This window comes from Bacillus sp. FSL R5-0820 (assembly GCF_038593385.1).
In the GTDB taxonomy this organism is placed as follows: domain Bacteria; phylum Bacillota; class Bacilli; order Bacillales; family Bacillaceae; genus Bacillus; species Bacillus altitudinis.
Genome location: NZ_CP151991.1, coordinates 3,425,086 through 3,440,521 on the forward strand (window position 1 = coordinate 3,425,086; position 15,436 = coordinate 3,440,521).

The window sequence follows — 15,436 nt, forward strand, 5'->3', positions numbered from 1 at the left end:
ACCTATGAAAGATGAGTGGTTTTTTATTATTTCTCTGAATGCTCAGACTGCTTTGGCGCAGATGGTGAATAACCGTCTTTGCTGTTCTCTCCGTGGCTGTAGTGAGCCGCGAAGATCCAAACAGACCCGATGACGAAAATGATCGCACAGAACAGACCAAACAAAGTATTTCCGACTTGAACAGTTCCGTTCTCACTCTCTGTCATGTGCATGAACATGAACAGCTGCAAGAATGCTTGAATGAAGGCAAAACCAAAGATAATCCATAGTTTTGCGGAACTGCCAATTTCAGCTCCGATGGCAATCCAGAATGCTAAGATGGTTAGCACAATGGAGAGAATGAAGCCGACTACGTGTTTCCAAGGGAAGTGTTCGTGCTCTGCTGAGGAATGTGTTTTTCCAGCCATATCACAAAAGCCCCCCTAATCCGATCAAGTACACAGCTGTGAAGATGAAAATCCATACAACATCAAGGAAATGCCAGTATAGACTTGAGATAAAGATCTTCGCTGCTGTTTGTGGTGTTAATCCACGTTTTTTAATTTGGAACAAGACGCCCGTAATCCAGAAGATACCGATGGATACGTGTAATCCGTGAGTTCCTAAAAGAACAAAGAATGCAGACCAGTATGCACTTGTATGGATGCTCGCACCCTCATGTACATAATGGAAGAATTCGAAAATCTCAAAACCAACGAAGCCTGCACCTAGAAGCAGTGTCAGAATCGTCCAAATGACAACCCCTTTTGTACTTCCACGGCGCATTTCATGAACGGCAATCCCGCATGTAAATGAACTCACCAATAGCAGGAATGTCATGATCAATACAAGCTTCATATCAAATAGCTCAGCTGGCAAAACGCCGCCAGCTGTTCTGCCATGAAGAACAAAGTAGGTCGCAAAAAGTGTTGAGAATAACACGATTTCCGCGCCAAGGAATATCCAGAAACCAAGGATGTTTAAACGTCCTGTTTCAGACTGATATTCAAGCGGTGCATTTGCATAGCTGCTATCATTATGTCCCATTACTTCTGCGCCTCCTTATTCTTTTTCTCTGTTTCAATCACTTCTTCAACAGGAATATAGTAGCCATCGTCATATTCAAATGAACGTAAAATCATTGTTGCGAATACACCGATTAAGCCGATAACGCCAATCCAGTACCATTCAAATACAAGACCGAATGCACCAAGTCCGAAGAATGCAGACATGATCAGCGGTCTGCCTGAATTGTGCGGCATGTGAATTTTCTTGAATTCTTTTTCAGGATGAACGTCTACATTGTTTTGCTTCCAATGATGGAATGCATCTGGTGACGTCACTTCTGGAAGTGCTGCAAAGTTATAATGCGGCGGAATTGCAGAAGATGTCGCCCAGTCAAGCGTACGTCCTTCTCCCCAGCTGTCTCCAGACACTTCACGTTTCGCGTGTCTCCAGCTGTAGTAAATGTTATAGCAAAGGATGATGAATCCGATACCCATCATGAATGCACCAATTGTTGAAATAAAGTTTAGTGCAGTCCAGCCATCTTCTGGTCCATACGTATAAATACGTCTTGGCATTCCTTGCAGTCCTAAGAAGTACTGCGGGAAGAAACAGATGTTAAATCCGATCATGAATACCCAGAAGAACCATTTGCCGATTCGTTCGTTTAACTTGTAACCAAACATTTTCGGATACCAGAAAACAAGACCTGCAAAACAAGCAAATACAGTACCTGCGATTAATACATAGTGGAAGTGGGATACAAGGAAGTACGTATTATGGTACTGGTAATCCGCAGCTGCCATCGCAAGCATAACTCCAGTCACACCACCGATTACGAAGTTCGGGATGAAACCAAGTGCCCAAAGCATTGGAGATGTAAAACTGATACGGCCTCGATACATTGTAAAGAGCCAGTTAAAGATTTTCACACCTGTTGGTACAGAAATCGCCATTGTTGTGATCGAGAAGAATGAGTTAACCGCTGCACTGTTCCCCATTGTAAAGAAGTGGTGAACCCACACAAGGAAACTAAGAACAGAGATTGCCACAATCGATACAACCATCGCTTTGTAACCAAACAACTGCTTTCTTGAGAACGTCGCAAAGATTTCTGAGAAAATACCGAAAGCCGGCAGGATAACGATATATACCTCAGGATGTCCCCAAATCCAGAAAAGGTTCGCCCAAAGCATTGGCATACCGCCCGCTTCGAGTGTAAAGAATGCTGAACCGAATAAACGATCGAATGTCATAAGTGCTAAAGCAACTGTTAAAACAGGGAATGCGAAAACGATAATGACAGACGTGATCAATGTTGTCCATGTAAACATCGGCATACGCATAAGCGTCATACCTTTTGTACGCATTTTTAAGATGGTCACCATGAAGTTAATACCTGTCATTAGTGTACCAATACCTGCAATTTGGAGCCCGAGCAAGTAGTAGTTCTGTCCAGGTCCTGGTGAGAAATCATTTCCGGCGAGCGGCATGTAACTCGTCCAGCCTGCACTTGGTGATCCTCCAATAACGAAGGAAATGTTGAACAGCATTGCTCCGACCATAAATGTCCAGAAGCTCAAGTTGTTCAAATACGGGAATGCAACGTCACGTGCACCAATTTGAAGAGGAACCACGACGTTGATTAAACCAATTAAGAATGGCATCGCCATGAATAAAATCATGATCGTACCATGCGTTGTGAAAATTTCATTATAGTGGTTTGAATCTAAAAACGTATTATTAGGAAGCGCCAGCTGCGCGCGCATCATCAGTCCGTCTACCCCACCGCGGAAGAACATAATCACAGCAGCAAGGATATACATGATTCCAAGCTTTTTATGATCAACTGATGTCAGCCATTCTTTCCAGAGCCATTTCCACTTTTTGAAGTAGGTTAAAACAAACACAATGGCAATGGAAGTAAGAGCGATAGAAATTTGCGCACCAAGAATTAATGGGTCTCCAGTTACAAAAAACTCATCCCATTTTAAATGCATAACGGCCTCCTCCTTTCCTTAGTCAGTTTATTCGTTTTCTAGTTTTCTTTTATAGTTCTTCACATTCTCGAAAGGATCTGTCTTGGAATGCGGAGAAACTGATTGGTAACCTAAACGTTTGCGTGCTTGGAGTGCATATTCAGAATCCTCTCCGTGCTTCGCAAAAGATAAATGTGTTGATGAGAATGTCTGCACATCTGCAGCATCAGGAAGCATCAAGTAGTCATACGTTTTCTTCGTTAACTTTGGTGCTTCTTTTTTCGTTTTATTTACCCATTTATCATAGTCAGACTGCGTCATCGCATTGACTTTGAATTTTTGCTGAGCAAAGCCTTCTCCTGTGAAGTTGGCGTTTCTTCCTTCATATGTGCCTACTTCATCAGCTTGAAGATATTGTTCCATTTCCATTCCAGCCATCGCATACTTCTCCCCGCCTAGCTGAGGAATCCATAGAGATGCCATTGTATCAGCGGAAGTGATTTTGAATAAAACCGGCTGATCTTTTGGAATGTTTAAGTAGTTCACTGTTTCAATATTTTCCTCTGGATAGCTGAAGATCCATTTCCAATCAACTGCTGTAGCATAAACGACAAGTGGATCTTTATGACTTGTTGCTTGAGGCGCCTCTTCCAAAGAGTAAATGGTTTTTACAGTTGGAACTGAAAGGGCAGCAACGATTAATATTGGGATCACTGTCCAGACAACTTCTAGAAGCGTATTCCCGTGTAGTTCTGGGTTATAAGAGGCGTTTCCAACGTCCTTACGCTCACGGTATTTAACCAAAATGATGGTAAACAGTACAAATACCGCACCAACGATAAAGAGCATGAATCCAATAGATAAAAGGATTAAGTCTTTTTGTTGTGCTGCGACTGGTCCTTTAGGATCTAAAACAGCGATATTGCTGCAACCTCCTAATACAAAAACACTCACGAGCATCGCTAATAAAAGCATAGGTTTAATGGCTCTGAACAAGAAGATCACCATCCTTCCTTAAATAATGTATAAATTGCTGAATAATTGTGAAAAGCCATCTGCCTTCGAAAACTTTTCTTCCCTTTGTAATGCTATCAAAATCTGTTGGAGTTAGCTCCCCTTTTTTCAAAAGTTCATTTATTTTTCAACAGATTTCTATTGAAATGTCATAAATTCGCCATAAATTTATATTATTGCACACACAATAAATTTCTAGGAATTTGAAAAGTTGAGAGTTGAAGGCAAAGGACAAACAATCAAGAACTTTGTCAAATTTAGGTTTACCACAATAAAAAAGTTTGGTCAAATTTCAATTTAACTTTATGAAATTTTATCTAGGTAAACAATTCTAAAATAGGTATCCCCATATTTAACAAAAACCTTACTCATTTTAACGCAAGTCGACAAGAAAAGAAAGTATCGATCCTCCCCCTATGCGCTGTAATGATTGGTAATGGTGATAAATGAGTGGAAACTCACTAAAGACTTCCAGCAAAAAACCGGCTCATCGCCGGCTTCTCATTATTCGTCTCTCACCAAAATGTCTGGTCGTCTATAGATGCTTCCTTCATGTTCTATGTCTATATACGTCCACTTGCCTGTATAGGTTAAAAAGCGATTCCCCTCTTTCTCGACGACCATCGTATCTTCTGATTTCAATCCTGGTAAGGAAGGATTCCAAGTGAATACTTGATGAAGCTGGATCTCTTCCACCGATGTAGGAACTGCAATGATCTCTCTAGACACAAATCCAGTCTTGCCACCTTGGTGAAGCTTTTTCCAGCTATCAGGAAATCCTTCTTTTTCATATTGAGCAATGCCGGCCTTCAATACATCTCCAATGGTGTTCCCTGGACGAGTGGCCGCATTCATGACCGTGTCAATTCGCGCAAGCCTTTCCTTGTTTTCTTCAAGCTCCTTTGGTAGCTGTCCAAAGTAAACGGATCTTGTGACATTTGCCACGAGTCCATGCCGTTCAGCACAAAGGACAACCAGTGCATGCTTTTGAAGTGCTTTTTCTGTTGGGATCGGATGGCGATATTGATGAATCCGGTCATCTGTTGCCACAAGCAGCACTTCTATCGTCATCCCCTGCCCGATCGCTCTTTGAGCAACAAGCGAAGCAATTTCATGCTCCGTCTGTCCTGGAACGATTTCTTGACAGACACTTTCTACAATAACAGCTGTGTCATGACAAAGGGTTTCATATTGGCTGAGCTGTGGCGCTGAAAGGATGGATCGAACACGAGACAAATCGGGTTCGATCCATTCCACTCCTTCCATTTGAATGTCCGCACCAATTCGTTTGTCTTTTATGAGTGTTTGAATGTAAGGAGTCTCATCCTCAAACCAATCCATTGTGACGACTTGAAAGGGATGGTCAAAATACGCCATTTCTTCTTCAATGATTCGTTTTTCTTCCATTTGATTCACAACTAGGACAATATCGTCTTTCAACACAAGTAGCTGACAAACGCCCTCTGGCGTGTTTAACACAATGTGATTTCTTCTTCCTCCAGTCAGCCAAGAAAAGTTATTACGCTTTTGAATCAGAACACCGTCAAGTTGCTTTTCTTCCATTAAAGTTCTTACCTGTTCAATCATCAACTCATCACCTGCCTGTATGGAGTGTTTGAATGAAACGTTTAAATGCTGTTTTCCCTTGCTCTGTTCTTTTAAACACACCCGCCTGCGCGAGTATACGAGAAAAAATGAGGCCGATCTCTTTTTGTAAAATGGCTTCTACGTTGTCCTTCGTAAAGGTATTCTCTTCGATCAGACGCTCTGCCCATGACTCGTGCTTCATGATAGGCGGACAGGCTTTGATTTCTTCAAGAGGGTTTTTGGATAGCAGCGCCGCTTTTAGCTGGCTTAATTCCTCTGCTAATCTTCCAGGAAGCACGGCGAGACCCATGACTTCGATTAATCCGATATTCTCTTTTTTAATATGATGAACTTCTTTGTGCGGATGGAAGATTCCGCCTGGGTGCTGCTTGTCTGTACGATTATTTCGTAGCACGAGATCTAATTCGTACTCATCCCCATGGCGGCGTGCGATCGGTGTAATGGTATTGTGCGGGGTCTCTCCTGTATGTGAGAACAGCCCCGCTTCTGGATCTGAATACATTTTCCACTCATGTAATATAAAATCTGCTGCCTCCGCAAGCGTCTGCTGGTCGCTGCTTTGAAGCCTGATCACTGACATCGGCCATTTCACAATACCCGCCTTCACCCTCGGAAACTTTTCGAGAGAAAACACTTCTTCCATCTTTGCTTTCGCCATCGGAAATTCATGAGCACCACCTTGAAAGTGGTCATGACTTAATATGCTGCCTCCAACAATGGGAAGATCAGCATTTGATCCTATGAAATAGTGCGGATATATAGATATGAAGGAAAGCAGACGCTCGAAGGTCTTTTTAGATATCTGCATTGGTTCATGCTCGCCCTTGAACACAATACAATGTTCGTTGTAATACACATACGGCGAGAATTGCATAAACCACGACTCATTTGTAAGTGTTACCGGAATAATCCGGTGATTCTGTCTTGCTGGGTGATTGATGCGTCCCCCAAACCCAACGTTTTCTTTACAAAGGAGACAAAGAGGATATTGCTTTTGACTAAGCTGTTTGGCTTCAGCGATCGCTTTTGGGTCCTTTTCCGGTTTCGATAGATTAATCGTGATCTCAAGCTCACCATCTTCTGTCGGTGTAAACCACTGCACATTTTTGGCGATTCTGCCTGTATGAATATAGTGGGCATGCTGCTGCATTTCATAAAACCAGCTTGTCGCTGCCTTTGGTCCGCAATGCTTGCGTTTCTCTTCAAACTTTGCATAGATGACACTCGGAGGCGCCACCAAGCAGCCCATGATTTTGGCATCTAATAAATCACGATACGTATCTGTCCCGTCAGGAATAAGACCTGTTTCAACTGCCCAATCGAGCATCGGCATTAAGATGTCTTCAAGGTCGCTGTCTCCTGAGACTGTTCTTGCCTCAGCATCATCGAGACCAAGCACCTCTAGCAGCCGGTTCCTTGTATAATCCATATCTAGTGGTGATATCAGCTCTTTATTAACCCCATATTGAATCAGCTGTTCTAGCTTTTCAAAAATATCAATCGCCATTCCCTTTGTCTCCTCCCCTGCCTGCTACACGTTACTCACTTTGATAGCCATCTGGATGTTTCTGAAACCAATCCCATGCACTTTGAATGATGGTGTGGAGATCTGCATATTGCGGCTTCCATCCTAGTTCTTTCAGCGCTTTTTCTGATGAAGCAATCAGCTTAGCTGGATCACCCGCACGTCTTTCTGCCACCTGTGCTGGAATGGCATGCCCCGTCACTTCTCTTGCAGCTTCTACGACCTGCTTCACAGAGAAGCCTGTGCCGTTCCCTAAGTTGTACGTCGCACTTCCTTTTCCTTCACGCAGACGCTCAACCGCTAGAATGTGCGCCTCTACTAAATCCATGACATGAATGTAGTCTCTAATGCATGTGCCATCCTCTGTTTCATAATCCTCACCGTAAATCATGATTTGATCACGTTTTCCTAATGCCACTTGCAAAATAATTGGGATTAAATGCGTTTCTGGCTGATGATCTTCCCCGACAATCCCTTCTGTATGAGCACCGGCTACATTAAAATAACGAAGCACAACATATTCAATACCATATGCCTGCTCAGACCACTTCAGCATTTTCTCAATCGCGAGCTTTGTTTCCCCATAAGGATTTGTTGGGTTCGTCTCATCCGTTTCAACGATCGGTACACGCTTTGGTTCACCATATGTCGCAGCAGTTGAAGAGAATACAATGCGTTTCACATCAAATTCATTCATCACCTGAAGTAAAGCCGTTGCCCCTCCGACATTGTTGTCATAGTACTTCAGCGGGTCTGTTACACTTTCTCCAACAAGTGAATCTGCCGCAAAGTGCATGACCGCTTCTATGTCATGCGTTTGAAAAACCCGTCTTAAAAAAGCATGATCCCTTAAATCTCCCTCTTCTAATACGGCACCCTTTACGACTGCCTCTTTATGACCTGTCTGCAAATTATCCACAATTACTACTTGTTCTCCTTTAGCCAAAAGAGCCGCTACCGCATGACTGCCAATAAAACCTGCTCCCCCACATACTAAAATTGCCATCAAAATTCCTCCTTCGTTAATTCTCTAGCGCCGCCTCCAATTCCAGCTGTGTAAAAAGAGGCTTGAATGCCTGTTTTTTCTTGATAAATCGCACCTGTTTCTTCTATAAATGAGTCCAGCAGCTCTTCTTTCACAATGCTGACGGTACAGCCCCCAAAGCCAGCACCTGTCATACGCGAACCAATCGTCCCTGGATGTTGCCATGCGGCTTCAGCCAGTGCATCTAGCTCAAGCCCAGTGACTTCATAATCATTCTTTAAAGAAAGGTGAGATGCCTTCATGAGTGCACCTAGTTCTCCCATTTTATCATCTTTCAGAAAATTTACTGCTTTCATGGTCCTCTCGTTTTCCGTGATGGCATGTCTTGCACGTCTTCTACACGTTTCATCTTGTATCAAATGTTCATGCTTAGCGAATTCATCCGCCGTGAGCTCACATAAATGCGCAATATCTCGTTCTTTTCTAAGATCGTTTAAAGCAGATTGACATTCTGAACGGCGTTCATTGTATTTGGAATCTGCAAGTGTTCGTTTTTTATTTGTATTGGCAATGACAAGTGCCAGACCCTCTTGCCGAAATGGGCTGTATTCAAAGGAAAGCGTGTCACAATTGAGCAAAATAGCGTGACCTTCTTTTCCAAGACTAATTGAAAATTGATCCATAATGCCGCAGTTCACGCCAATAAACTCATTTTCAGCACGCTGCCCAAGAAGGGCTAGGTCGATTTGCGTTACGCCGAATGACGACCATTCATTGATCAAGACAGCCGTGACGAGCTCAATAGAGGCAGAAGATGACAGGCCTGCGCCATTTGGGATATTGCCGGCATATACAATATCAAAGCCTTCTTTCACATCCATGCCTGCTTCGATAAACTGTTGGAATACTCCCTTCGGATAATTCGCCCAGCCGTCCGATTCTGAGAAAGCGATTTCAAAAAGATCGAACTCTTTCACACCTTCTTCTTCAAAATTCAAGGAATACATTCTGACGCGTCCATCTGATCGTCTTGCTCCCGCAGCATATGTACCAAGAGTGAGTGCACATGGAAAGACATGGCCCCCATTATAATCTGTGTGTTCACCAATCAGATTGACTCTGCCTGGGGCGAAAAAATAGCGGAGTTCTTCCTGATCTCCAAATTGCTGGTGAAATGCTGCTCGTAATGTGTCGATCATATCCATTCCCCTTTTCTCTTCTGATAATCTTATTTTAGTTGCCCCGTCAGCTGAAGTTCAATGGTAAAAAAATCGTTAAAAAATACCCTTTTTTTGCTGTGAATGGTACGATGTGATATGAGGTGTAACATGATTCAAAATAGAAAAAGGTTGTTTTTTGCTGTGAAGGAGGGTTTCCAATTTGAAGAAGGAAGCATTTGCATTTCGTTTTCACCATTCTGATGTGACATTGCCGGCCCAAATCTGGTCTGTTGGCTGGGAAGTTCAATCATCTTCGTTATACAGCTGGAATGGCGTAGAGCGGAAGGATCAGGGCAAGTGCATCTTTCAGCTCACACTGTCTGGACACGGCATGATTGAAATCGGACAGAAACGATTCAAAGTATTGCCTGGACAGGCCTTTCTGGTGAAAAGCCCCAGTGCTTATCAATACTATTTTCCAGAAGACAGTGAACATTGGGAATTTCTCTATTTAACACTTTATGGGGAAGCCTGTGACCTTTGCTTTGATCAATTTATCGATCAAGGAAAGCAGGTCATGCGTTTTCATCCGAATTCCAAACCGATCCGCCTGCTAAAGAAGATTTATGATGAAGCCAGTGAAAGACGGATTACCAATCCATTTGAGGGGTCTAGCCTTGCTTATCAATTTGTCATGGAACTGTATTCATATTTGCCAAAGCTTGAGGGACAAATGGAGAAATGGCCTGAGCCCATCGTCCAAGCGGCCTTATTTGCAAGCCACCATTTTCACGAGGAGATTGGGCCTGACGATATGGCAGCTGCGGCACGTTTATCCAAAAGTCATTTTACGAGGGAATTCAAAAAGGCAACTGGCTTCACACCGATTCATTATTTAACCAATATTCGTTTAGAAAAGGCGGAAACGTTACTGAAAACAACGAAATACTCGATTGAAGAAATCGCCACACAGTGCGGCTACCGAAACGCGAATTACTTGAATAAAGTCTTTCGAAAGAAAATCGGCATGTCTCCAAAGCAACTCCGGGAAACAAGCGATGCATAATAAAAAGCAGCCGCTTTTCAATTGGCTGCTTCTTTTACGCTTTCGTCAGGTCAACACGAATTCTCCCTTGTCTTAAAACAATGGTCATTTGCGTATCAGGGGTCATTAAATTTTCTAAAATGTCCGTCGCTGTTTGAAGCGCAATGTCCATTCGGTTGATCTTTTCCTTTTCTTGTTCAGAAAATGCTTCTGGATGTGCGGTCATTTCTTTGACTAGCCTCAACACTTGTTCATGCTGCTTTTCTGTTTGTTGATATATGGCATCATATAATTCGTCTGGCCTGCTGCTCATTTCACATCACCTATCTTTTTCATGTGTTAAATCGCATCTTCTTTTGTTTTCTTGAAGACGAACCATTTACTGGCGACATAATTGACCACGACAATCACAAAGTTAACAAGAATTTTTGCGACGGTTTCGTTGAGCGCCATTTGGCTCACAAATAAAATCATCAGCCCCAGATCTACACCTAGAGACATGAGACGGACACTAAAAAATGAAGAAAGCTCACGCATCAGGCTTTTTGTGTCACGAGCCTTTTGCTTGAAGACATACTTCTTATTGGTGATATAAGCAAAGAGCACAGCAAACACCCATGAAACAACCGTTGCTGTTTTGTAATCCATAGAAAACATCTCAACGAATAAATAGAAGCTGACTATGTTGACAATGGTTGTACACACACCCATGATCAGATACATGACAACTTCTTGATACTTTTGAAAAAGGCTATACATGTCTTTCTTCATTCCTTCTTGGTGAATTCTGTTTCTTTTAGAATACCATCTTAAGAAGAACTTCCCAAACGAACAATATGTGCGTCCTGCAAAGATGAAATTTGTTCACGCTGATGGCATATGTCAACCTTATTGGTTTATATGAGTCAAATGATTTAGGTCTTTATCATTATTTTAATTTATAATCTTTTAACTGACTTTACAATTGTTTATTATGAGAAGTAAGAATTCAATATTTATGGGTTTTTTAGTCATTTTTTTAGGAACGTGGTAGGTGATAAATTTTACAAAATAGGTTAAATGTCATCATTTTTCGACAAAAATCTATTTTTGTACTCCATTCACATACACGTACAGTTACTAGACGGTTTGTTCAAGTCATTGGTTGCAGATGAATATGTCTTATTGAACTGGAGGATATTATGGATACGCAAGTGAAAAGAAGAGTTGACGAAGAGTGGGTTTATTTGATTCAAGAAGCGAAAAAAATTGGACTAGGCATCGAGGAAATACAAGCTTTTTTAACATCCAACGGTGATCAGAAGATGATAAACAAACCGTAATCAACGCCGTTATCCTTTGTCTTTCAGATTGCTTTGGCTAAAGTTCTAACCTGTCAATTGACCTTTTAAACATCCTTTCATGACGATACGCTACAATAATTGAACACCTCATCATACCAATCCCTTCCACTCAATGGGGTTCTGTCTTTCTATTTTTAGGAGGACAGTCCGTTCCCTGTTCTTTATATGACCCCTTTTTAGCTGTCATTCATGGAAATTGCCCATTTTCGTTATAAAACCAAGCTCCCCACCCATATATTAAGCATGAGACACAAGAAAGAAGAAAGGTGGGTGGCGCGTGAGTTCAGATTCCCTATCTTATTATCATCAAAAGAAGGATCAATATTATCACGGTGTGAACCCTGTGATTGTCCATCGTATTCGTAAGGAATGGACGTCTATCTTGGATATCGGATGCGGCACAGGCCAGCTTGGCAAAGTCCTAAAACAACAAGACCGTACCATATATGGAATTGAATCTTTTGAAGATGCGGCAAAGCAAGCTGAGAAAGCGCTGGATCATGTTTTATGCGGCAATATTGAACAGATGGCGCTGCCTTATCAGCATGAACAATTTGACTGCATCATTTTCGGAGACGTCCTTGAACATTTATTGGACCCTTGGGCCGTTTTAAAAAAGGTCAAACCTTTTCTGAAAAAGGAAGGGGTCATCTTGTCTTCCATTCCGAATATTGGTCATATTTCAACGGTTTTAGAATTACTGGCTGGGAGATTTTCTTATACAGATGCAGGATTAATGGATCAAACACATTTACGCTTCTTTACCCTTCACGAAATTCATGCCCTCTTTCAGTCAGCCGGGTTCCATGTTCGTGAGCTTGAAACCATTCGTGTACAACACCCTTCCTATACGGGCGTCATGAATGATCTACATGAATTACTCGTAAAACATGGCATCCGTTTTGATTTTAACGAGGCAGCGACAGCCTATCAATACGTGGTTGAGGCGGTTCAACTCAATGAGTAGCCCCACCATCTTATTTGTTTTATGTGTAAATGATGAGTCGATGTTTCAAGCTTGCTTCCGGCAGCTTGCTTCACTTCCTGCTCCGCACGGGTATCATGTAGAGGTTTTGCCCATTAGACATGCATCAAGTATGGCCTCTGGATACAATGAAGCTCTCACTCATCCTGCACAGTTTAAAATTTATCTTCATCAAGATACACTCATCGTCAAACAGCATATGCTTCTCGAGCTGATCCCACTTTTCTTGCAGAATCCGTCACTTGGCATGCTTGGGGTAATAGGTGCAGAAAGTGTGCCAGACAATGGAATCTGGTGGGAGAGCCATGATTGCAGAGGGAAAGTCATTGAATATCGGCACGACACCTATCAGCTGCTAACGTTTGAATCTGGTCATCCACAGACAGAGCCCCAAGGTTATATCAAAGCTTCTGCTATTGACGGTCTTTTTATGGCAACACAATATGATATCAAGTGGCGTGAGGACCTCTTAGACGGGTTTCATTTTTATGATGTGTCACAGTCTTTTGAGTTTGCACAGCAGGGATATGAGGTTGGGATTGCAAGGCAAGTGGAGCCCTGGTGTATTCACAAATGCGGAGATCATTTTGATGCAGAAGCATATGAAAAAGCAAGACAAACATTTCTTGCGCATTATCGGTAGAAAGCACCCTTTTTGGGTGCCTTTTTTATGATATACTGTCATAAACAACCAGATCGTCTCATATGCATTGGAGTACCTTGTCCCTAATTCGTACAAAGGAGGAAACAATGGCAGACAAAAACGTTCATTATAAGAAGGTTGCCGCTTCAAAGGATTTTCGAAAACTTCTTGAGGAAAAACGCAGATTTATCGTACCGATGACGATTTTCTTTTTTCTCTTTTACTTTTCACTTCCGGTTGCTACATCCTACTTCACCTTTTTGAACATGCCAGCAATTGGAGCGATCACGTGGGCTTGGTTATTTGCCCTCACGCAATTTGTGATGACATGGGTTTTATGTGGGCTTTATGCAAAAAAAGCGGCTCAGTTCGACAAATATGTAAGCGCTTTAAAAACTGAATCTAGAGGTGATGACGAATGAGTATGACCGCTTTTATTTTATTCATAGCGATCGTAGGTCTCACATTGGTCATCACGTATTTTGCTGCGAAAAAAACAAGCAATGCGAGTGATTTTTACACCGCAGGCGGCGGACTGACTGGATTTCAAAATGGCCTTGCCATCGCCGGGGACTATATGTCTGCTGCTTCATTTTTAGGGATCGCCGGCATGATCGCCTTAAATGGATTTGACGGCTTTTTCTATAGTATTGGCTTTCTTGTAGCGTATCTTGTCGTCCTTTATGTCGTGGCTGAACCGCTTCGAAATCTAGGAAAATATACGATGGCTGATATGATTGCTGCACGATTTAAGCGTCCTGCCATTCGAGGGGTAGCCGCATTTAACACAATCACAGTCTCAACTTTTTATATGATTGCACAGCTTGTTGGGGCAGGTGCATTAATTAAGCTGCTTCTTGGCATTGATTACTGGATTGCGGTGCTGATCGTAGGTGTCTTGATGACTATTTATGTCGTGTTTGGCGGCATGATCGCCACCAGCTGGGTACAGATCACGAAAGCTGTGCTTCTCATGCTGGGCACGCTGATTATTTCGCTGCTTGTGTTTGCCAAGTTTGATTTTAGCCTGCTGAAGATGTTTGAGCAGATGAAAACAGCGACCCCGCTTGGTGAAGCTTTTCTTCACCCGGGAAATAAATATGATGTGCCTTTAGAGACCCTGTCTCTGAACCTTGCCCTTGTGCTAGGAACAGCAGGTTTGCCGCACATTTTGATCCGTTTTTATACGGTAAAGGATGCCATTTCTGCGCGTAAATCTGTTCTATCCGCTACGTGGATCATCGGGATTTTTTATTTAATGACGGTTTTCCTCGGCTTCGGTGCCGCTGCTTTTGTCGGAACAGAAGCGATCACGGCAGCCGATGCAGCAGGAAACATGGCCGCTCCACTACTCGCCCAAGCGCTTGGAGGAGATTTATTATTTGCCTTTGTTTCCGCTATTGCCTTTGCGACCATTTTAGCAGTGGTGACCGGTCTTGTTTTATCCGCCGCGTCTGCCTTTGCCCATGATTTTTATAGCCAGATTATCCGCAAAGGGAAAGCGAGTGAACGGGAACAGGTGAAGGCGGCACGCTTTGCTTCTATCGGCGTGGCCATCCTTTCCATCATTCTTGCATTATTTGCGCAATCTTTAAACGTCGCTTTTCTTGTGTCACTTGCCTTCGCAGTGGCAGCAAGTGCGAATTTACCGTTGATTATCTTCACTGTCTTTTGGAAACGATTTAACTCAACAGGTGCTATCGCAGGAAGCTTAACAGGCCTTCTGAGCGCACTCCTGATCGTGTCACTCAGCCCAAGCGTCTGGGACCCATCAGGGGCAGCCATTTTCACAGGAGAGCCGCTTATCCCACTATCGAACCCTGGGATTATCTCGATCCCGCTCGGATTCCTTGCGGCTTACTTAGGCACCATTTTCTCCTCTGAAAAAGCAGATGAAGACACCTTTACAGAAATTCAGGTAAAAGCACACACAGGTATGCATATGGATACAGATTGATGAGAAAAAGCCGGCTGCTCTGCCGGCTTTTTCAGTGCTTGCTATTTCAAAACTGTACTCAATATGGGATAAATTGGCCTTTTAATCTCTCTTTATATCTTTCTAACTTGTCACATTTCCTCAACGTGATCAACGAACAGCATGTGATGACGATCAGCAGAATTTCATGAACTTCTCCTCTGTTATCAATGATTCTTTTCAACCCTAT

The 15,436-nt window shown here is 42.7% G+C and carries 16 protein-coding genes; 6 read left to right on the top strand and 10 right to left on the bottom strand.

The window, feature by feature from the left end:
- Window positions 1-26 precede the first annotated feature (26 nt).
- From qoxD to NST15_RS17760, 8 genes are all read right to left on the bottom strand, one after another.
- Complete coding sequence (gene qoxD / locus NST15_RS17725) at window positions 27-407, bottom strand: cytochrome aa3 quinol oxidase subunit IV (protein ID WP_007497818.1); 381 nt, start codon at window positions 405-407, stop codon at window positions 27-29.
- Between the two features lies 1 nt (window position 408).
- Window positions 409-1,026: a cytochrome aa3 quinol oxidase subunit III gene (gene qoxC / locus NST15_RS17730; protein ID WP_007497820.1), complete on the bottom strand. Its 618-nt coding sequence runs from the start codon at window positions 1,024-1,026 to the stop codon at window positions 409-411.
- Window positions 1,026-2,984, bottom strand: coding sequence for a cytochrome aa3 quinol oxidase subunit I (gene qoxB, locus NST15_RS17735; protein WP_008345496.1), 1,959 nt, complete (start codon window positions 2,982-2,984; stop codon window positions 1,026-1,028). Before qoxB ends, qoxC begins: the two co-directional genes overlap by 1 nt.
- 27 nt (window positions 2,985-3,011) lie before the next feature.
- A complete protein-coding gene (gene qoxA / locus NST15_RS17740; RefSeq protein ID WP_089374137.1) occupies window positions 3,012-3,968 on the bottom strand; it encodes a cytochrome aa3 quinol oxidase subunit II in 957 nt (318 codons plus the stop codon).
- Between the two features lie 513 nt (window positions 3,969-4,481).
- Window positions 4,482-5,564, bottom strand: coding sequence for an aminopeptidase P family protein (locus NST15_RS17745; RefSeq protein WP_035389879.1), 1,083 nt, complete (start codon window positions 5,562-5,564; stop codon window positions 4,482-4,484).
- A gap of 7 nt (window positions 5,565-5,571) precedes the next feature.
- The gene (gene galT, locus NST15_RS17750; protein WP_052320534.1) at window positions 5,572-7,092 is read right to left on the bottom strand and encodes a UDP-glucose--hexose-1-phosphate uridylyltransferase; all 1,521 of its coding nucleotides are present in this window, start codon (window positions 7,090-7,092) and stop codon (window positions 5,572-5,574) included.
- Window positions 7,093-7,123: 31 nt separating this feature from the next.
- Entirely contained in the window at window positions 7,124-8,116 is a 993-nt protein-coding gene (galE, locus tag NST15_RS17755) for a UDP-glucose 4-epimerase GalE (protein WP_017368288.1), read from the bottom strand.
- Window positions 8,116-9,300 carry a galactokinase gene (locus tag NST15_RS17760; protein ID WP_342498706.1) on the bottom strand — a complete coding sequence of 395 codons (1,185 nt, stop codon included), beginning with the start codon at window positions 9,298-9,300 and terminating at the stop codon, window positions 8,116-8,118. The genes galE and NST15_RS17760 overlap by 1 nt, the downstream gene beginning before the upstream one ends.
- 175 nt (window positions 9,301-9,475) lie before the next feature.
- Between NST15_RS17760 and NST15_RS17765 the strand changes: the two genes are divergently transcribed.
- A complete protein-coding gene (locus NST15_RS17765; RefSeq protein WP_008345501.1) occupies window positions 9,476-10,321 on the top strand; it encodes an AraC family transcriptional regulator in 846 nt (281 codons plus the stop codon).
- A 34-nt stretch (window positions 10,322-10,355) separates the two neighbouring features.
- Here NST15_RS17765 and NST15_RS17770 read toward each other — a convergent pair whose 3' ends face one another.
- Both NST15_RS17770 and NST15_RS17775 read right to left on the bottom strand, forming a co-directional pair.
- Window positions 10,356-10,613, bottom strand: a complete 258-nt coding sequence (locus NST15_RS17770) for a hypothetical protein (protein ID WP_008345502.1) — start codon at window positions 10,611-10,613, stop codon at window positions 10,356-10,358.
- Window positions 10,614-10,639: 26 nt separating this feature from the next.
- Window positions 10,640-11,023 (bottom strand): GtrA family protein, encoded by a 384-nt coding sequence (locus NST15_RS17775; protein ID WP_024719496.1) that lies wholly within the window; start codon window positions 11,021-11,023, stop codon window positions 10,640-10,642.
- A 458-nt stretch (window positions 11,024-11,481) separates the two neighbouring features.
- Between NST15_RS17775 and NST15_RS17780 the strand changes: the two genes are divergently transcribed.
- From NST15_RS17780 to NST15_RS17800, 5 genes are all read left to right on the top strand, one after another.
- Entirely contained in the window at window positions 11,482-11,622 is a 141-nt protein-coding gene (locus tag NST15_RS17780; RefSeq protein ID WP_008345506.1) for an anti-repressor SinI family protein, read from the top strand.
- A 298-nt stretch (window positions 11,623-11,920) separates the two neighbouring features.
- The gene (locus NST15_RS17785) at window positions 11,921-12,610 is read left to right on the top strand and encodes a class I SAM-dependent methyltransferase (protein ID WP_017368290.1); all 690 of its coding nucleotides are present in this window, start codon (window positions 11,921-11,923) and stop codon (window positions 12,608-12,610) included.
- Window positions 12,603-13,271 carry a glycosyltransferase family protein gene (locus tag NST15_RS17790; protein ID WP_035389886.1) on the top strand — a complete coding sequence of 223 codons (669 nt, stop codon included), beginning with the start codon at window positions 12,603-12,605 and terminating at the stop codon, window positions 13,269-13,271. The genes NST15_RS17785 and NST15_RS17790 overlap by 8 nt, the downstream gene beginning before the upstream one ends.
- 107 nt (window positions 13,272-13,378) lie before the next feature.
- Window positions 13,379-13,693, top strand: a complete 315-nt coding sequence (locus tag NST15_RS17795) for a DUF485 domain-containing protein (protein WP_255234130.1) — start codon at window positions 13,379-13,381, stop codon at window positions 13,691-13,693.
- Window positions 13,690-15,228: a cation acetate symporter gene (locus tag NST15_RS17800; RefSeq protein ID WP_041091531.1), complete on the top strand. Its 1,539-nt coding sequence runs from the start codon at window positions 13,690-13,692 to the stop codon at window positions 15,226-15,228. The genes NST15_RS17795 and NST15_RS17800 overlap by 4 nt, the downstream gene beginning before the upstream one ends.
- The last annotated feature ends 208 nt before the right edge of the window (window positions 15,229-15,436 follow it).